Raw genomic sequence first — 18,337 nt, 5'->3', positions numbered from 1 at the left:
GCGATATAAAATGAGTATTATTCTCATCCCATTGCGCCGGGCCCTCCGCATGCCTTTGCGCCGGAGGCCTTGCCATGTCCCCCCCCGAATCCGCCGTGCCGCGACAGGGCATCGAGAGCCTGTATGCCGAACACCACGGCTGGTTGCGCAGCTGGTTGCGCCGCCGCCTCGGCGACGCCTGGGACGCGGCCGACCTGGCGCACGACACCTATCTGCGCATCCTGCACACCGGCCGCCTGCCTGAGCCGCACCAGTCGCGCCAACACCTGGCGCAGATCGCCCGCTGCCTGGTCATCGACCTGCACCGCCGCCGCCAGATCGAGGCCGCCTACCTGGAAACCATCGTCCATCTGCCGCGCCCCCAGGCGCCGTCCGAAGAGGCGCGCGCGCTGGTGATCGAGGCCCTGGTCGAGATCGACGCCATCCTCAACCAGCTGCCCGCCAAGGCGCGCGAGGCGCTGCTGCTGTGCAAGCTCGACGGCCTGCCCTACAGCGATATCGCGACCCGGCTCGGCGTGTCGGTGTCCTCGGTCAAGAAATACATCGCCGCCGCGCTGCTGGCCTGCTATCAGGCGCAACTGACGGCGGCCGGCGCATGACGGACGCCGCGCGCACGCAAGCCCCGCTGGACCCCGCCATCCTGCGGCAGGCGGCCGAATGGATCGCCCAGCTGTGGTCGGACGACGCCAGCGACCAGGACCGGGCCGACTGTGCCCGCTGGCGCGCCGGGCACCCCGACCACGAGCAGGCCTGGCAGCGCCTCACGGCGTTCGAGGACAAGCTGCTCGGCCTGCCGCGCGACGCCGCGCGCCACGCCCTGCGCACGCCCGCGCGCAATGCCGGCCGCCGCCGCGCGCTGCGCGCGCTGGGCTTCGGCGCGATCCTGGCGGGCGCCGGCTATGCCGCGCGCGGCACCGAGACCTGGCAGCGCGCCACGGCCGACTACCGCAGCGCCACCGGCGAAATCCGCGACCTGACCTTGCCGGACGGCACGCGCGTCACGCTGTCCACCGCCTCGGCCATCGACCTGCGTTTTTCCGACACCGAACGGCTGGTGGTGCTGCGGGCCGGCGAAATCCTGGTCGCCACCGCGCCCGACAGCGCCGCCGCGCCGCGCCCGTTCCTGGTCCGCACGCGCCATGGCACGGTGCGGGCGCTGGGCACGCGCTACAGCGTGCGCGACGATGACGACACGTCGCGCGTGGAGGTGTTCGAGGGCGCGGTCGAAATCCGCCCGGCGGATGCGCCGGGCGCCGGGGTCCGGCTCGACGCGGGCCAGGGCTCGCGCTTTACCCGCGACCGGGTCGACTCGCCCGTCGCCGTCGCGCAAGACGCGGCCGCCTGGAGCCGCGGCGTGCTGGTGGCAGACGGCATGCGGCTGGACGACTTCGCCGCCGAGCTGGCGCGCTACCGTTCTGGCATCGTGCGCTGCGACCCGGAGGTGGCCGGCCTGCGCGTCAGCGGCGTGTTCTCGCTGCGCGACACCGACAGGGCGCTGGACAACCTCACGCGCGGGCTGCCGGTGACCGTGACCTATCGCACGCGCTACTGGGTCACGCTGCGGGCCGCCGACTGAAGTGCGGCGCCGCCGTTACAACTTTTCCGCGCGGACGATTGTCCCTCGCGCCTGCTCATCCGGGATACAGGGTGACTCCCTCCACCCTCGACCCGATCAGCAAGGCTCAAGTCATGTCCGTCCATCCACCGTCGCGCGGCCGTCCTGCGGCCGCCTCTCCCCTTCTTCCCGTTCATCGCCGCCCCCTGTCACACCGCGCCGCCGCGATCCGGCTGGCGCTGCTGATGAGCGCCGGGCTGGCCTGCGCGGGCAGCGCGCCGCCCGCGCAGGCCCAGAGCGCCGAAGTCCGCCGCGCCTACGCCATCGCCCCCGGCCCGCTCAGCCAGACCCTCAACGCCTACGCCAGCGCGGCGGGCGTCGAACTGACGATGAACGACAGCCTGCTGCAGGGCAAGCGCAGCGATGGCATCCACGGCAGCTACAGCGTGGGCGAGGGCTTCGCCGCACTGCTGCGCGGCCACGGCCTGCAAGCGGCGCGCGAGCGCAACGGCAGCTACACGCTGCAGCCGGCCCCCGCCTCGTCGCCGGACGCCACCACGCTGGACGCCGTAACCGTCACCGCCCGGCCGGAAACCGCCACCGGCCCGCTGCATGGCTACGCCGCCCGCCTCAGCGCCACCGGCACCAAGACCGACACGCCCATCATCGAAACGCCGCAATCGATCTCGGTGGTCGGCGCCGAGGAAATCGAGACGCTGAAGGCGCAGAATGTGCAGGACGCGCTGGGCTACGTGGCGGGCGTAAGCCGCTTCGAGGGCATCTCGCGGGTGCAGGACACGATCTACATCCGCGGTTTCCAGGCGCAGGCGGGCACCGGCAGCCTGTATCGCGACGGCACCAAATACACCGTCAACCCCTTCAACGGCAAACAGGAAATCTATGGCCTGGAACGCATCGAAGTGCTCAAGGGCGCGTCTTCGGTGCTATACGGCACGGCCGGGCCCGGCGGCATCATCAACATGGTCAGCAAGCGGCCCACGGCGACGCCGCAGCACGAATTGAATGTCGAGCTGGGCAGCTTCAACCGCAGGCAGATCTCCGGCGACTTCAGCGGCCCGCTGGACCAGGACGGCGTGTGGTCATACCGGCTGACGGCGCTGGGGCGCGACAGCGACACGTTCGTCGACTATGTGAAGGACGACCGCACCTTCATCGCCCCGGCGCTCAAATGGCAGCCGAGCGCGGCGACCTCGCTGACGCTGCTGGCCGACTACCAGAAGGACAGGACCAACTACGTCTACTGGTTGCCCGCGCAGGGCACCATCTTCCCGACCGTCCACGGCAAGATCCCGCGCAACCGCTTCACTGGCGAACCGGGCTACAGCAAGTTCGATTCGGAGCGTTACTCGATCGGCTATCTGTTCGAGCACGCCTTCAACGAGCGCGTCACGCTGCGCAACAGCCTGCGCTACTTCCATTCGAACAGCGAGTTCCCCGGAGTCTGGGTATCTGGGCTGGCGGCCGACCAGCGCACCTCGGCGTTTCGCGGCGGATTCCTGCGCTGGGAACGCTCCTCGTCGGTGGTGGCGGACACCTCGCTGCAGTACCGGGGCACGCATGGCGGCATCGAACACACGATCCTGGCCGGCTTCGACTACACCCGGCCCAAGAACCAGTCCGAGCGCTATGACCGCACGGCCAGCAATATCGATTACTACAACCCGGTCTATGGCGCGCCGCTGGGCCAGCCGACCCGGGACGAATGGTGGTCCTATAACTTCGACAGCCCGCAGTTGGGCCTCTACCTGCAGGATCAGATGAAGATCGCCGACAAGTGGGTCGTGCTGCTGGGTGGACGCTATGACCACGTCCGCCAGAACCAAAGCAACCTGTACACCGGCGAGAAATCCATCGACAACGAGAGAAGCAAGGCTTTCACCGGCCGCGCCGGCCTGGTCTATCTTGCCGACAACGGCCTGGCGCCCTACCTCAGCTTCAGCCAGTCGTTCGAGCCCACGGAGGGCAGCGACCGCCAGGGCGCGCGTTTCGAACCGACCACCGGCGACCAGTACGAGATCGGCCTGCGCTACCAGCCGCCGGGCTCGAACACCCTGATCTCGGCCGCCGTCTACCAGCTCACGCGGCAGAACGTCTCGGTCACGGACCCGGTCGATCCGGCGTTCTCGGCCCAGATCGGCGAAGTGCGCTCGCGCGGCTTCGAGCTGGAAGCGCGCACCCGCGTCGGCCGCAACGCCAACGTGATCGCCGCCTACGCCTATACCGACGCGCGCACCACCAAGGCCAGCCCATTGCAGCCGTCCCAGGCCGGCCTGCGATCGCCGGGTATCCCCTTCCACCAGTTGTCGCTCTGGGGCGACTACAACTTCGGCAGCTTCGGCATGCCGGGCCTGAAGATCGGCGCCGGCATGCGCTACCAGAGTTCCACCAAGCCCAACACCGGTGACTTCAGCGTGCCGTCGTTCACCCTGTTCGACGCCATGGCCAGCTACACGACCGGCCCCTGGAGCCTGGCGTTGAACGTCACCAACCTGTTCGACAAGACGTATGTCGGCAGTTGCACCACGGGCTGCTTCTATGGCGAGCCGCGACGCGTGATCGGCACGGCCACCTACCGCTGGTGATGCCTGGCCGGCGGGGCGCATCGCGCCCCGCCGAGAGCGTCACGCCAGCGCCCGGCGCGCCGGCCGCGGCCTCTCGGCCGCCGGCCGCTCTCTCAGAGCGTCCACCAGACGAACACCAAAAAAAGGCCATTTGTCCACCCCCGGCAACTTTTAGTACTATCTTCGTCAGAAATTCTATATACGCACAAATGTTCGTATATAGAACAAAACGATTTTTCTGGCCCGCGCACAGGAAGACACCGACGGAAGAGACAGATCGCAGTTCCCTGGTTCCGCCTGTGCCGCCCGCCGCGCGCGCCCCGTAAGGCAAGCGAACCCTCATGGATACTCCCCTGCAGAATCTGGCCGTCATCGGCGCCGGCGCCATGGGCAGCGGCATCGCCGCGCTCTTCGCCTCGAAGGGATTGGACGTGGTCCTGGTCGATCCGATGGACGGCGCCCTGGATCGCGCCCGCGCCGTCATCGAACGCCAGTTGAACGTCTACGCGCCCGGCGAGGTCGACGCGGCCCTGCGACGCATCCGCATGGCGCCCGCGCTGGACGCGGCCGCCGCCTGTGACCTGGTGATCGAGGCGGTGCCCGAGAACCTGGAGCTCAAGCGCGGCCTGTTCGCCCAGCTCGACGCGCTGTGCAAGCCCGAGGCGATCTTCGCCACCAACACCTCGGGCCTGTCGATCAACGCCATCGCCAGCGCCGTGGCGCGCCGCGACCGCTTCGTCGGCACCCACTTCTTCACCCCCGCCGACGTCATCCCGCTGGTCGAAGTGGTGCGCAACGACGCCACCTCGGAAGAGACCGTGGCGCGCGTCATGGCCACGCTGCGGCTGGGCGGCAAGCGGCCCGTGCTGGTGCGCCAGGACATCCCCGGCTTCATCGCCAACCGCATCCAGCACGCCCTGGCGCGCGAGGCCATCTCGCTGCTGGAAAAGGGCGTGGCCAGCGCCGAGGACATCGACGAAGTGGTCAAGTGGAGCCTGGGCATCCGCCTGGCGCTGTCGGGTCCGCTGGAGCAGCGCGACATGAACGGCATCGACGTCCACTACGCCATCGCCAGCTATCTCTATAAAGACCTGGAAAACCGCACCGAGCCGTCCGACCTGCTCAAGAGCAAGGTCGAGAACGGCCAGCTCGGCGCCAAGAGCGGCCAGGGCTTCTACACCTGGAGCCCCGAGCGCCGCGAACAGGTGCTGCGCGAAAAAAGCGCGGCGCTGGGCGAGCTGGCCGCGTGGCTCAACGCCAAGGCCGGCGATTCCTGACGCCGCGACCGCAACACCGAAACCCTACACCATAAGGCGCGCGGCGATCCGCCCGACGCGCCAGCGGGCCACGAGCCCAACCACGCAAAGAAACCGACCGTCCCACCCGCTGCGCGCCCCCACCCGGCGCGCCACGGCGCAAGACACAAGAGCAATAGGCCTTACCGGAGTTCGTAGGAGGCACCATGAATAAATTGGCATCTTTTTTCACTGAGCTGATGCGCAAGTATCTGCCCGATCCCTTTGTCTTCGCGATCGCGCTGACCCTGCTCACCGTGCTGCTGGCCATGGGCATCGAAGGCCAGGGCATCGGCGACGTGACCCGCGCCTGGGGCAAGGGCTTCTGGAGCCTGCTGGCCTTCACCACCCAGATGGCCGTGATCCTGGCGATGGGCTACGTGCTGGCCACCGCGCCGCTGACCGACCGCCTGCTCAACCGCATCGTCAGCCACGTGCACAAGCCGCACACCGCCATCATCGTCGCCACGCTGGTCGGCGGCATCGGCAGCTACCTGAACTGGGGCTTCGGCCTGGTCATCGGCGGCATCGTCGCCAAGAAGCTGGCGCTCAAGGTCAAGGGCGTGCACTACCCGCTGATCATCGCCGCGGCCTACAGCGGCTTCACCATGTACGGCCTGGGCCTGTCGGCCAGCATCCCGGTGCTGGTGGCCACCCCCGGCCACCCCACCGCCAAGCAGATGGGCACCATCCCGCTGACGGAAACCATCTTCTCGGCGCCGATGCTGATCACCAGCCTGGTGATCATCGTGACGCTGCCGCTGCTGAACGCCTGGCTGCATCCGAAGAAGGGCGAGAAGATCGTCGAAGTGGACCCGGCCATCGACCGCGACGCCAACGCGTCCAGCGCGGCCGAGGACATGCTGGAAAAGGGCACGCTGGCCTCCAAGCTGAACAACAGCCGCATCCTCAGCCTGCTGATCGGCGCGCTGGGCGTGGCCTACGTCGTCTTCCACTTCATCGACGGCGGCTCGCTCGACCTGAACCTGATCAACTTCATCATCCTGTTCCTGGGCATCATCCTGCTGGGCACGCCGGCCGCCTACGTGGCCAAGCTGACCGAAGGCATCAAGACGATCTCCGGCATCATCCTGCAGTACCCGTTCTACGCCGGCATCATGGCCATCATGGCCGCCTCGGGCCTGGTGACCACCATCTCCAAGGTGTTCGTCGACGTCGCCACGCCGGCCACGCTGCCGTTCTGGGGCCTGATCAGCTCGTTCGTCATCAACTTCTTCGCGCCCTCGGCCGGCGGCCACTGGGTCATCCAGGGTCCGTTCATGATCGACGCCGCCCGCGAGATCGGCAGCGCGCTCAACCAGACCACCATGGCCGTGATGCTGGGCAACGCCTGGAACGACCTGGTGCAGCCCTTCTGGATCCTGCCGGCGCTGGCGCTGTCCAAGCTGAAGCTGCGCGACGTGATGGGCTACACGGTCATCATGATGCTGTGGGTCGGCGTGATCCACATCACCGCCGTGCTGGCCTGGGGCTATTTGACGCATTAAGCCCCCCCGTACGGCCCCCCAGGGGGCGACACCTGCAGACCGGCAGAGCCGGATCTGGCGGTGTCCTCGCTGGGGGAGAGGCAATATTGAGAGGCGGTGTTCTTGAGAATGTCGCGATTGAGAACTGAATTGGGAGCTGAGATGAGCAAACCTACCGCGTATCTGGTGACCGGCGGCAGCGCCGGGATCGGCGCCGCCATCATCCGCATGCTGCTGGATGCCGGGCACCAAGTGGTCAATATCGACTACCGCCTGCCCGAGCATCCGCCGGCGGGGCTGGTGTCGTACCAGGCCGACCTGACCGACGAGGCGCGCACCAAGGCAGTGGCCGCCGAAGTGACCGCGGCCTACGACATCGTCGGCCTGGTCAACAACGCCGGCGCCACGCGTCCCGGCACCGCCGACACGGCCACGCTGGCCGACCTGGACTACGTGGTCAACCTGCATCTGCGCACCGCGCTGATCCTGGTGCAGGCCGCGCTGCCGGCGATGCGCGCGGCCGGCTTCGGCCGCATCGTCAACATGTCGTCGCGCGCCGCGCTGGGCAAGCCGGACCGCGTGGTCTATTCGGCCACCAAGGCCGGCCTGGTCGGGCTGACGCGCACGCTGGCCATGGAACTGGGCGGCGACGGCATCACCGTCAACGCCATCGGCCCGGGCCCCATCGCCACCGACCTGTTCACCAAGAGCAATCCGGCCGGCGCGCCGCAGACCGAGCGCATCATCAACAGCATCGTGGTCAAGCGCCTGGGCACGCCCGAGGACGTGGCGCGCGCCGCCATGTTCTTCCTGTCGCCCGACAACGGCTTCGTCACCGGCCAGATGCTGTATGTCTGCGGCGGCACGACGCTGGGCGTCGCCCCCATCTGAGGCCCGCCGCGATGGCCGACCATCTTTCCACCCCCGCCCTTCGGCGCCGCCTAGCGGCGCAGCAGCGCGTGGTTGATCTGGTCGGCGGCGTGGCGCAGCGGCGGCAGGAACGTCGCCAGCATTTCCTCGCGCGAGAAGCGGTTGGCATGGCCGCTGACGTTCATCGCGGCGATCACGCGGCCGCTGCGGTCGACGATCGGCACCGCCACGGATTGCAGGCCCGGCTCAAGTTCCTGCGCCACGCAGGCGTAGCCGTCGGCGCGCACGCCGGCCAGGATGGCCTTGAGCGCGGCGATGTCGGTGACGGTGTCCTTGGTGTACGCCTGGATCTGGCTCAGCGCCAGCGCCCGGTCCAGTTCGGCCGCGGGCAGGCCCGCCAGCAGCACGCGGCCCATCGACGTCACCCACGCTGGCAGGCGGCTGCCCACCGCCAGGTTGATGGTCATGACCTTGTGCGTCGACAGCCGCAGGATGTAGACGATGTCGGCGCCTTCCAGCACCGACACCGAGCACGACTCGCGCGTCAGCTCGGCCACTTCTTCCATGTAGGGCAGCGCCAGGTTCCACAGCGGCGTGCCCGACAGGTAGGCGTAGCCCAGCTCGAGGATGCGCGGGGTCAGCGCGAACTTGCGGTCCTCGACCGTGACGTAGCCCAGGTGCTCCAGCGTCAGCAGGATGCGGCGCGCGCCGGCGCGGGTCAGGCCGGTGACGGCCGCGACCTCGGACAGCGTCATCTGGGAACGATCCGGGCCGAACGCCCGGATCACGGACAGGCCGCGCGCAAAAGATTGAACGTAGCTGTCGCTGGGTTGCTGGGTTGCTTGCTCGGCCATCCGTCTACCGCGAGAAAAAACGTTGCCGCTGCCGGCAACCCTGAAACGGGGAGGATCGCACCGCGCCGGCTTGCCTTGACGGTCGACTATCCCCATGAAACGATGTTCTTCAGAAGAACGAAAGTTCTAATTAAGAACAAATTATGACACGCCACCTATGAGCGAACACCATGATTTCTAAGCTTGTTGCAAGCGCGGCGGCCGCCCTCGCCGACGTCCCGGACGGCGCCACCGTCATGATCGGCGGCTTCGGCACCGCCGGCCAGCCCATGGAACTGATCGACGCCCTGCTCGAGCAAGGCGCCAAGGATCTGGTCATCATCAACAACAACGCCGGCAACGGCACCACCGGCCTGGCCGCCCTGCTCGGCGCCAACCGCGTGCGCAAGATCATCTGCTCGTTCCCGCGCCAGGTGGACTCGCAGATCTTCGACGGCCTGTACCGCAGCGGCAAGATCGAACTCGAACTGGTGCCCCAGGGCAACCTGGCCGAGCGCATCCGCGCCGCCGGCGCCGGCATCGGCGCGTTCTTCTCGCCCACCGGCTACGGCACCCCGCTGGCCGACGGCAAGGAAACGCGCGAGATCAACGGCCGCCAGTACGTGCTGGAATATCCGCTGCACGCCGACTACGCGCTCATCAAGGCCGAGCGCGGCGACCGCTGGGGCAACCTGGTGTACCGCAAGACCGCGCGCAACTTCGGCCCCATCATGGCCAGCGCCGCGCGCGTGGCCGTGGCGCAGGTGCGTGAAGTCGTCGAACTGGGCGCCCTCGATCCGGAAACCGTCGTCACCCCCGGCATCTTCGTGCAGCGCGTCGTGCAGATCGACGCCGCCCAGGCCGCCAAGGAGCAGCAATGAGCACCAAACTGACCCGCGACCAGATCGCCGCCCGCGTCGCCCAGGACATTCCTGAGGGCGCCTACGTCAACCTCGGCATCGGCCTGCCGACGCTGGTGGCCAACCACCTGCCGGCCGACCGCGAAGTCATCCTGCACACCGAGAACGGCATGCTGGGCATGGGCCCGGCGCCGGCCAAGGGCGAGGAAGACTACGACCTCATCAACGCCGGCAAGCAGCCCGTCACCGAACTGCCCGGCTGCTCGTTCTTCCATCACGCCGACTCGTTCGCGATGATGCGCGGCGGCCACCTGGACATCTGCGTGCTGGGCGCCTTCCAGGTGTCGCAGCACGGCGACCTGGCCAACTGGCACACCGGCGCGCCCGACGCCATCCCCGCCGTGGGCGGCGCGATGGACCTGGCCATCGGCGCCAAGGACGTCTTCGTCATGATGGAACTGCAGACCCGCGAAGGCCAGAGCAAGCTGGTCGACGTCTGCACCTATCCGCTGACCGGCGTGCGCTGCGTGTCGCGCGTGTACACCGACGTGGCCGTGTTCGACATCCGCGCCGATGGCGTCACGGTGATCGACATGTTCGGCGAAACCACCGCCGACGAGCTGCTGCGCCTGACCGGCCTGCCGCTGAAGTTTTCCAACTGATCCTTCCCCCGCGCCCCGGCAACGCCGGGGCCGATTTCCTGGAGACACCCATCATGTTGTTCATGGTTCAAATGCAGGTCAATCTGCCCGTCGACATGCCGGCGGCCCAAGCCGACAAGCTCAAGGCCGACGAAAAGGCCCTGGCGCAGCAGCTGCAACGCGACGGCAAGTGGAAGAGCCTGTGGCGCGTCGTCGGCCGCTACGCCAACGTCAGCATCTTCGACGTGCAGGACAACGACGAACTGCACACGCTGCTGTCGTCGCTGCCGCTGTTCCCCTACATGGACATCCAGGTGACGGCGCTGGCGCGCCATCCCTCGGCGATCTGAACGGAGCCGCCCATGCCCTACATCATCGAAACCTTCGACAAGCCGGACCACCAGGCCATGCGCCAGCAGCATCGCGCCGCGCACCTGGAATACCTGGACGCCAACAAGCACCTGCTGCTGGCCTGCGGCGCCAAGCTGCAGGATGACGGCAAGGACCTGGGCGGCGGCCTGTACATCGTCGACCTGGACACGCGCGAGGCCGCGCAGCAGTTCATCGACGCCGATCCCTTCGCCCAGGCGCAGCTGTTCCAGCGCGTGACCATCACGCGCTGGCGCAAGGCCTACATCGACGGCACCTGCCACCTGTAATCGCCACGCGGCCGCCTCCGGGTGGCCGCGCTTTCATTCCCCGAGGATTTCCCGCATGTCTTACGCCGATCTCAGCCAGGCACGGCTGTACTACATCATCGATGGCCCCGCCGACGCGCCGGTGCTGGTGCTCTCCAATTCGCTGGGCACCTGCGCCGACATGTGGGCGCGCCAGATTCCCGAGCTGAGCAAGCACTTCCGCGTGCTGCGCTACGACACCCGCGGCCATGGCAAATCCTCGATCCCCGACGGCGAATACAGCTTCGCGCAGCTGGGCAACGACGTCGCCGAACTGCTGGCGCACCTGAACATCGAACGCGCCCACTTCTGCGGCCTGTCGATGGGCGGTCCCACCGGCCTGTGGCTGGCGCTGAACCGCCCCGAGCTGATCGGCAAGCTGATCCTGTGCAACACCGCCGCGCGCATCGGCTCGGCCGAAGGCTGGAGCGCCCGCATCGCCGCCGTGGCCGAACAGACGCTGGAAAAGATGGCGCCCACGCTGGTCGAGCGCTGGCTCACCGACGGCTACCGCGCCGCCGAGCCGGGCCTGTCGCAAGTGCTGGTCGACATGCTGCGCCGCACGTCCGACGCCGGCTACTCGGGCAACTGCGCCGCGCTGCGCGACGCCGATTTCCGCGAACAGGTGTCGGCCATCCAGGCGCCGACGCTGGTCATCGCCGGCACCCACGACCTGGCCGCCACGCCCGCGCAGGGCAAGGAACTGGCAGGCGCCATCAACGGCGCGCGCTATCTCGAACTGAACACCTCCCACATCTCCAACTGGGAACAACCGGAAGCCTTCACCCGCGCGGTGGTCGACTTCCTCACGGAGTAAGCCATGCAGCGCTGGACCCATCGGCCCGAAGGCTCCAACTGGGGCGACTTCGGACCCGACGACCAACTCGGCCGCCTCAATCTCATCACCGAAGAACAGGTCCTGAAAGGCGCGCGTGAAATCCGCGCCGGCAAGACCTTCTGCCTGTCGCTGCCGCTGGACCTGCCCGGCGGCAACGTGCTCAACCCGCGGCGCCATCCGCCGCAACTGAGCCCGACCCGGCTGGCCGACACGCCCTACCTGAACTTCCCGCTGCGCAACGTCAACCCGGACGCGGTCGACGTGCTGAGCGACGACCAGGTGCTGCTGTCGATGCAGTACTCGACGCAATGGGACGCGCTGGCGCACGTCGGCGCGCTGTTCGACGCCGATGGCGACGGCAAGCCCGAGCTGCGCTACTACAACGGCTTCCAGGCCGGCGTCGACGTCGTCGGCCCGGCCGACGGCGACCACACCGGCTGCGGCTGCAACAGCGGCGGCCCCTCGGCCGCGTTGAAACTGGGTGTCGAGAACCTGGCGCAGAAAGGCATGCAGGGCCGCGGCGTGCTGCTGGACCTGGCGCGCCACTATGGCCCCGGCCGCACCCTGATCGGCCACGCCGAGATCATGCACGTGCTCAAGACCGACGGCATTGAGATCGAGTCCGGCGACATGCTGGTGCTGCGCACCGGCTACGCCGAGGCCGTGGTCGCCATGGCCGGCAAGCCCGACGCCGAGGTGCTGCACACCTACGGCGCCGCGCTCGACGGCACCGATGCCGCGCTGCTGCAGTGGATCACCGACAGCGGCATCGCCGCCATCTGCGCCGACAACTACGCCGTGGAAGCCTATCCCGCGCGAGAAAAGACCGGCCCGCGCGCGATGCTGCCGCTGCACCACCACTGCCTGTTCAAGCTGGGCCTGCCGCTGGCCGAGCTGTGGTACCTGAAGGACCTGGCCGACTGGCTGCGCGCCAACGGCCGCCACCGCTTCATGCTGACCGCCCCGCCGCTGCGCCTGCCGCACGCGATCGGTTCGCCGGTCACGCCGATCGCCACGGTGTAGGCGCGCCCCGCTGGGGACGCGCACGAAAAAAGCGCCGGTCCGTTCAACGGCCGGCGCTTTTTTTGTGCGCGGATTCAATGCCGCGTTCAGCCCTTCAGGCAGGTGCTCATGAAGGTCTTGCGCTTGTCGCCGGTCAGCTTCTGCTCGCCGGCCTTGGCGTTGCAATCCTTCATCTTCTGCTGTTGCGGCGTCAATTGCTTGGCGGGCGCCGGCGCCTCGCCCTTCAGGCACGCGCTCATGTACGTCTTGCGGTCATCGCCCTTCTTGCCTTCGGCCGACTTGTTGCAGTCGGCCATGCGCTGCTGCTGCGGGGTGGGCGTCTTGGCGGCAGGCGTGGCGGCGGGCGCGGAGGTCTTGGCGGGTGCGGGCGTGGCGGCGGGCGTCTGGGCGTAGACGGCGCCGAAGCAGCAGGCGGACAACACGATGGCCGAAGCCAATTGGCTAGTACGGGAAAGCATGAGTTCCTCCCTTGATCGCCCGCCGGCGCCATCTGGCGCACGCCCGGGCCGCAAGATCCGCCGGCCAAGTTGCCGGCGAGGTCATCATCGGACAAAGCGGCACGCTTCGCAAGCGCCGAAAGGACAACAAATGCTAACGCCGCCGCGATCGTTCAGCTTGCGGAAAGGCGAGGTCCGGAGCGCCCCGCAGCGCCGTCCCGCCCTTCGGATGAACGGTCACGCCGAGGGCGCCGCCGACATCCCGAACAGCACGGAATTCACCCCGAAAGGACGGCAAATAGCCGCAAGTCGGAGACATTCCGATGCACTTGTGGCATCCACGAATGAATCTGCGGCTATCCCCAGCAACCTGTTACCCATTCATCCCTTTGGGCCGTTGTGCCCCGCCCGGGAAAGGAGTGAGATAGACGCATGCCCCCGACACGCGACGCCAGAGACCGCGGCGAGGGCAACCCGGTAGCCGGGCCCCACAGGAGACCGTCATGAAAACCGCCCTTGCCTTCCTTGCATTGCTGGCCGGCCTGACCGGTGGCGCCCAGGCGCAAAGCCTGTACGGCGTCACGCTGGGCAACGTCCAGGCCATCCGCGACACCAACGAAAACGTCTCCACCATCACCGGCTCGCTCGCCAACCAGTCGGCCCGCGCCGTCAACTACGTCATGCTCACCTTCGTCCTCTACGACGACCAGGGCCGCGAAATCGGCCGCGTGCGCGACGACGACATCGGCCCGCTGGCGCCGGGGCAGATCAAGATGATCCGCGCCATCACGCCGCTGCGATTCGCCAAGGTCACCGCGCTGGACATACGCGCCCGATAGGCCAAAAACCCTTATCTGGATAGGGTTTAGTCAAGCCGGCGTAAGTCCAATTGTGGGAAAATTCGGCAGCCGACTCGACAAAAGGGGCTTCCACACGAAGCCCCTTGTTGCGTCTGCCGGCACGCCAGCACGCCTGGCATCGTTACCAAGGAAGTGAAAAGATCATGTTTCCCAAAAGACTCACCGAAGGCTATCAGTCCTTTCTCGCCGGCCGCTTCCACTCCGAACGCAGCCGCTACGAAAAACTGGCCGAAACTGGGCAAAGCCCGGAAATCCTGATCATCGGCTGCTGCGACTCGCGCGTCTCGCCCGAGGCCATCTTCGACGCCGGCCCTGGCGAAATGTTCGTCGTGCGCAACGTCGCCAACCTGGTCCCGCCCTGTGACCCCGACTCCGAATCCTCGTACCACGGCACCAGCGCCGCCATCGAGTTCGCCGTCAACGGCCTGAACGTCAAGCACATCGTCGTCCTCGGCCACGCCTCCTGCGGCGGCATCCGCGCCTTCTTCGACGACGCCAAGCCCCTGACCAAGGGCGACTTCATCGGCAAGTGGATGTCCCAGATCGCCCCCGTCGCCGACGAACTCGGCCCCGGCGGCGACGACCGCGCCGCCAACCTCAAGCGCCTCGAACTCGCCGTCATCGGCCACAGCCTCAAGAACCTGATGACCTTCCCGTCCATCCGCCGCCGCGTCGAAAAGGGCGACCTGGAACTGCACGGCACCTACTTCGGCGTCGCCACCGGCGTCCTGTTCCTGCGCGACGCCGCCACCGGCGAATTCAGCCCCTGCGTGGAAACCGGCCTGCCCAGCTAATCCCCCCGGCGAACGCGGCGGCTTGCCCGCCGCGCGCTTGCCGCGCTGCCACAGCCCGCCACGGGCTAGTAGCGCAGCCATTTCCGCTCCATGCAAACGCGGCAAGCGCCGCCCGTTACCCACCCCAATCGGCGCGCCAAACAACCACAGGCGTGGCATCGCAATCCACGCAGCGCCATTGCCCGCCGTCCCCGGCGCGCAGCGTCACCCCTCCGACGCAAGACACCCAAACGCCAAAGAAGGCCGCCCGCGCGGCCGCCTTTGGCGACCCCGCAAACCCCCTCCCCACCCTCACGATTGCTGGCAAAAACGCCAAGCAACCAGCTCGCCCCAAAGCCCGCCGCCAAGCCTCATCGCGAGCGGGTGACGGGGCAGGCGGGGGATGGCGGGGCGTGTAGATGCGCCCAAGGGAAACCGAAGGGAGCCGCAGGCGGACGAGGTTGACGCAGGGGCAGTCCGGAGCGAACGCTCCGGACCGCAATCGTAGCCCCGCCATCCCCCGCCTGCCCCGTCACCCGCGCCTAAAGAACCAAGCGCCACTCAGCAAAACCCACCCCCCCTCAAACCCGATAAGCCTGCGCCAACCTCTCATAATTATTCTTAAGAATAATCCCCGCATAATAGACATGCTCCCGCATCAGATCCTCAGCCCGCGCCCCATCCCGCGCAATAATGGCATTCACGATCCGATGATGATCATCATGCGACCGCAGAATGATCCCATGGTCCTCCCACAGGATGATCCGATCCGACGCATACGGAATCGCCTGCGCCTGCGCCGCGAACCGCTTCACCCACGGATTGCCCGCCGCCTCCAGGATCCCGTTGTGCAAGGTGATGTTGACCTGCTGATACGGCAGGTGATCCTCCGCCAGCAGCACCCCCTTGCCGAGAATGCGGTCGCCTTCGTCCAGGCAGTTCTTCAGCACCGCCACCGCGTCATTCGACAGGCCGCGCAGCGCCGCCTGCCGACAGGCCAGGCCCTCGAGCGCCGCCCGCACCTCATAGGCCGCCACGATCTCGGCGATGTCATAGGCCCGCACCGTATAGCCGCGCTTGGGCAGATGCTCCAGCAGCCCCTCGTTGCCCAGCGTCGCCAGGGCCGCCCGCACCGGCGTGCGCGACACCCCCAGCTTCTCGGCCAGCGGGATTTCCTCCAGACGGGCCCCGGGGCTGAACTTGCCATGCAGCACCCAGTCCCGCAGCGTATCGGTCACGTGTTGAGATAGCGTATCCATGCCCGCATTGTATACATGAAGAATACATGCGACAGCTTCCCTTACCACCTCGCTAGGGCTTTCCCCAATGAGAACGATCAAAGTTCCTATGCGACTACGGGAAACCCCCTATACCTGCCATTCCTTCATGTATACATAATCGCCAAAAATTCAGATCGGCGGACGCCCCTCCCAAGGCAGGCGAATCCGCGCAACAGGAGACAGCATGTCCAATGTATCCACGCCGGCCGCAGGCCCGGCCCCGCGACTCGCGCTCGTCACCGGCGGTGGCGGCGGCATCGGCGCCACCATCTGCCAGGAACTGGCCCGCGCCGGCTACCGCGTGGTGGTGTCGGACGTGGATGCCCAGCGCGCGCGTCGCGTGGCCGATGAGCTTGGCGCGCCGCACAGCGCCCACGCCTTCGACGTCAGCGACGAAAGCGCCGTCGAAATGGCGTTCGACCAGATCGAACAGGCCCACGGCCCCATCGCCGTGCTGGTCAGCGCCGCCGGCCTGCTGCTGTTCCAGGCCAACGGCGAACGCCCGCTGATCAAGGACACCACGCTCGACATCTGGGAACGCAGCTTCGCCGTCAACGCGCGCGGCGTGTTCCTGTGCGGCCGCGCCTACCTGCGTCGGCGCGAAGCCGCGCCGCTCCAGCACGGCCGCATCGTCACCTTCACCTCGGTCGCCGCGCAGCTAGGCGGCTATCGCTCCAGCGCCTCGTACATCGCCGCCAAGTCGGCCGTGCTGGGCCTGACCAAGGCCATGGCGCGCGAATCCGCGCACCTGGGCGTCACCGTCAACGGCATCGCGCCGGGGCTGATCGACACCGACATGCTGCGCAGCACCGTCACCAGCAGCGGCGCCCTCGCGGCCGCCGCACAGGCGATTCCGCTGGGCCGCATCGGCACGGTGGACGACGTCGCCGCGGCCGTGCGTTTCCTGGCCTCGGAAGAAGCGGGCTACATCACCGGCAGCGTCATCGACGTGAACGGTGGCTACCGCATGCAGTGAACCCAATCCGGCGGCATCGCCGCCACGCAGCAACGCGCCATGGATAAAGGCGCGCACTCAAAAAACGGGAGACAAACCATGAAGCACCTTCGCCGCCACGCGGCCGCCGCGCTATGCGCCCTTGCCCTGGGCGCCTCCGCCCAGGCCCAGCAGGAACCCGGCATCACCGACAAGACCATCAGGATCGGCCTGTTCGCGCCGCTCTCGGGCAGCGGCATGGCCTATGGCTTCGACGTGCTGAACGCCGCCAAGATGTGGTACGCCAAGGTCAACAGGGAAGGCGGCATCAACGGCCGCCAGATCGAACTGGTGATCGAGGACGACCGCTGCAACGCCAACGACCTGGTGGCGGCGGTCAAGAAGCTGACCGAGCAGGACAAGGTGTTCCTGCTCAACGGCGGCTCGTGCTCGGCCGCCGTGGTGGCCGCGCGCGAATACGTCGAGCGCGAGAAGGTGCCGCTGGTCATGCTCAACGCCTCCGGCGACGGCGCGCTGTATCCGCCGTCCAAGTACATCTACGGCGCGTTCTCGATCTCGCAGCACGCCGTGGGCGGCTCGATGGTGCAGTTCGCCAACGAGCACCTGAAGGCCGCCAAGATCGGCTACATCAACCACGACGACGCCTACGGCGGCTGGAACCTGGAAGCGGCGCAGGCCCAGGCCAAGCAGCTGGGCGGCGTGAACCTGCAAGTGCAATCGGTCAATCCCAACATCACCGACGTCACCGCGCCGATGCTGAAGATCCGCGCCGGCAATCCCGACGTGCTGTTGCTGACGACGTACGCCCGCCCGGCTGCGCTGATCATCAAGAAGGCGCAGGAACTGGGCTGGAACAAGCCCATCGTGCTGGCCGTCAACGGCACCGCCGACCTGAAGCAGCTGGTCGAGAACGTCGGCAACAAGGATGCCTTCAAGAACGTCTACATCCAGGAAGTGCTGGCCGACGTGCCCGGCGGCTCGAAGCTGACCTGGGTCTACGACATGTACAAGCAGGCCTATCCGGACCTGGCCGCCAAGCCCGGCCATCCGCAGACCTACATGCCCTACGGCCTGCCGCCCGCCATGGCGGTGGTCAACGCGCTCAAAGCCGCCGGCCCGCAGCCCACCCGCGAGAAGGTGCTGGCCGCGCTGGAGACCATGAAGTTCGATTCCGGCGTCATGGCCGGCCCGATCGAATTCGGCCCGAACGACCGCGCCGCGCAGGAGTCGGCCATTTATATCAAGTTCGACGGCACCAACATGTCGCTCGTGCCGGGCGCCTTCAAGAGCGTCTGGCAGTACCAGCCGTAACCGCCGCCACAGGCCAGGTCCGCGCCGCGGCGCAGCGCCGCGCGGACCGCCGGAGACCAT

General features: G+C 67.6%; 19 protein-coding genes. 16 read left to right on the top strand and 3 right to left on the bottom strand.

Annotated elements, in window-relative coordinates; all coding sequences use genetic code 11:
• The first annotated feature begins 74 nt into the window (after positions 1 to 74).
• The 6 genes from I6I07_RS09820 to I6I07_RS09795 all read left to right on the top strand — a co-directional run bounded on the left by I6I07_RS09820 (position 75) and on the right by I6I07_RS09795 (position 7,810).
• Entirely contained in the window at positions 75 to 599 is a 525-nt protein-coding gene (locus I6I07_RS09820; protein ID WP_198486488.1) for a sigma-70 family RNA polymerase sigma factor, read from the top strand.
• Positions 596 to 1,576, top strand: a complete 981-nt coding sequence (locus I6I07_RS09815) for a FecR domain-containing protein (RefSeq protein WP_198486487.1) — start codon at positions 596 to 598, stop codon at positions 1,574 to 1,576. Before I6I07_RS09820 ends, I6I07_RS09815 begins: the two co-directional genes overlap by 4 nt.
• A gap of 113 nt (positions 1,577 to 1,689) precedes the next feature.
• Positions 1,690 to 4,158, top strand: a complete 2,469-nt coding sequence (locus I6I07_RS09810) for a TonB-dependent siderophore receptor (protein ID WP_232626000.1) — start codon at positions 1,690 to 1,692, stop codon at positions 4,156 to 4,158.
• A 320-nt stretch (positions 4,159 to 4,478) separates the two neighbouring features.
• The gene (locus tag I6I07_RS09805; protein ID WP_198486486.1) at positions 4,479 to 5,414 is read left to right on the top strand and encodes a 3-hydroxyacyl-CoA dehydrogenase family protein; all 936 of its coding nucleotides are present in this window, start codon (positions 4,479 to 4,481) and stop codon (positions 5,412 to 5,414) included.
• A 185-nt stretch (positions 5,415 to 5,599) separates the two neighbouring features.
• Entirely contained in the window at positions 5,600 to 6,940 is a 1,341-nt protein-coding gene (locus tag I6I07_RS09800) for a short-chain fatty acid transporter (protein WP_198486485.1), read from the top strand.
• Positions 6,941 to 7,081: 141 nt separating this feature from the next.
• Complete coding sequence (locus tag I6I07_RS09795) at positions 7,082 to 7,810, top strand: SDR family NAD(P)-dependent oxidoreductase (protein WP_198486484.1); 729 nt, start codon at positions 7,082 to 7,084, stop codon at positions 7,808 to 7,810.
• Positions 7,811 to 7,860: 50 nt separating this feature from the next.
• Here I6I07_RS09795 and I6I07_RS09790 read toward each other — a convergent pair whose 3' ends face one another.
• Positions 7,861 to 8,643, bottom strand: a complete 783-nt coding sequence (locus I6I07_RS09790) for an IclR family transcriptional regulator (RefSeq protein ID WP_198486483.1) — start codon at positions 8,641 to 8,643, stop codon at positions 7,861 to 7,863.
• 170 nt (positions 8,644 to 8,813) lie between these two features.
• Here I6I07_RS09790 and I6I07_RS09785 point away from each other — a divergent pair, with 170 nt between their 5' ends.
• From I6I07_RS09785 to I6I07_RS09760, 6 genes are read left to right on the top strand one after another with little or no spacing between them, the layout of a single operon-like run.
• Entirely contained in the window at positions 8,814 to 9,503 is a 690-nt protein-coding gene (locus tag I6I07_RS09785; protein ID WP_024070578.1) for a 3-oxoacid CoA-transferase subunit A, read from the top strand.
• Positions 9,500 to 10,144, top strand: a complete 645-nt coding sequence (locus I6I07_RS09780) for a 3-oxoacid CoA-transferase subunit B (RefSeq protein WP_006391658.1) — start codon at positions 9,500 to 9,502, stop codon at positions 10,142 to 10,144. Before I6I07_RS09785 ends, I6I07_RS09780 begins: the two co-directional genes overlap by 4 nt.
• 53 nt (positions 10,145 to 10,197) lie before the next feature.
• A complete protein-coding gene (gene catC, locus I6I07_RS09775; protein ID WP_054429400.1) occupies positions 10,198 to 10,473 on the top strand; it encodes a muconolactone Delta-isomerase in 276 nt (91 codons plus the stop codon).
• A gap of 12 nt (positions 10,474 to 10,485) precedes the next feature.
• On the top strand, positions 10,486 to 10,782 hold the full coding sequence (locus I6I07_RS09770) for a YciI family protein (RefSeq protein WP_054429399.1): 297 nt from the start codon (positions 10,486 to 10,488) through the stop codon (positions 10,780 to 10,782).
• 55 nt (positions 10,783 to 10,837) lie between these two features.
• On the top strand, positions 10,838 to 11,617 hold the full coding sequence (gene pcaD, locus I6I07_RS09765; protein WP_198486482.1) for a 3-oxoadipate enol-lactonase: 780 nt from the start codon (positions 10,838 to 10,840) through the stop codon (positions 11,615 to 11,617).
• Between the two features lie 3 nt (positions 11,618 to 11,620).
• The gene (locus tag I6I07_RS09760) at positions 11,621 to 12,661 is read left to right on the top strand and encodes a cyclase family protein (RefSeq protein ID WP_198486481.1); all 1,041 of its coding nucleotides are present in this window, start codon (positions 11,621 to 11,623) and stop codon (positions 12,659 to 12,661) included.
• 86 nt (positions 12,662 to 12,747) lie between these two features.
• Here I6I07_RS09760 and I6I07_RS09755 read toward each other — a convergent pair whose 3' ends face one another.
• Positions 12,748 to 13,119 (bottom strand): PsiF family protein, encoded by a 372-nt coding sequence (locus I6I07_RS09755; RefSeq protein WP_198486480.1) that lies wholly within the window; start codon positions 13,117 to 13,119, stop codon positions 12,748 to 12,750.
• A gap of 482 nt (positions 13,120 to 13,601) precedes the next feature.
• Here I6I07_RS09755 and I6I07_RS09750 point away from each other — a divergent pair, with 482 nt between their 5' ends.
• Together I6I07_RS09750 and I6I07_RS09745 are read left to right on the top strand one after the other, a co-directional pair.
• A complete protein-coding gene (locus I6I07_RS09750) occupies positions 13,602 to 13,937 on the top strand; it encodes an FxLYD domain-containing protein (RefSeq protein WP_198486479.1) in 336 nt (111 codons plus the stop codon).
• A 164-nt stretch (positions 13,938 to 14,101) separates the two neighbouring features.
• The gene (locus I6I07_RS09745; protein WP_198486478.1) at positions 14,102 to 14,752 is read left to right on the top strand and encodes a carbonic anhydrase; all 651 of its coding nucleotides are present in this window, start codon (positions 14,102 to 14,104) and stop codon (positions 14,750 to 14,752) included.
• Positions 14,753 to 15,312: 560 nt separating this feature from the next.
• On the opposite strand, the gene I6I07_RS09740 is transcribed toward I6I07_RS09745, so the two are convergent.
• Positions 15,313 to 15,969 (bottom strand): GntR family transcriptional regulator, encoded by a 657-nt coding sequence (locus I6I07_RS09740; RefSeq protein WP_232625998.1) that lies wholly within the window; start codon positions 15,967 to 15,969, stop codon positions 15,313 to 15,315.
• A gap of 226 nt (positions 15,970 to 16,195) precedes the next feature.
• Here I6I07_RS09740 and I6I07_RS09735 point away from each other — a divergent pair, with 226 nt between their 5' ends.
• Entirely contained in the window at positions 16,196 to 16,987 is a 792-nt protein-coding gene (locus I6I07_RS09735; RefSeq protein WP_198486476.1) for an SDR family NAD(P)-dependent oxidoreductase, read from the top strand.
• A 78-nt stretch (positions 16,988 to 17,065) separates the two neighbouring features.
• Positions 17,066 to 18,277 (top strand): ABC transporter substrate-binding protein, encoded by a 1,212-nt coding sequence (locus I6I07_RS09730; protein WP_006391669.1) that lies wholly within the window; start codon positions 17,066 to 17,068, stop codon positions 18,275 to 18,277.
• Positions 18,278 to 18,337: the final 60 nt, after the last annotated feature.

The organism is Achromobacter deleyi, from assembly GCF_016127315.1.
Lineage (GTDB): Bacteria > Pseudomonadota > Gammaproteobacteria > Burkholderiales > Burkholderiaceae_B > Achromobacter > Achromobacter insuavis_A.
This window is presented reverse-complemented; position numbering and strand designations above follow the sequence as displayed.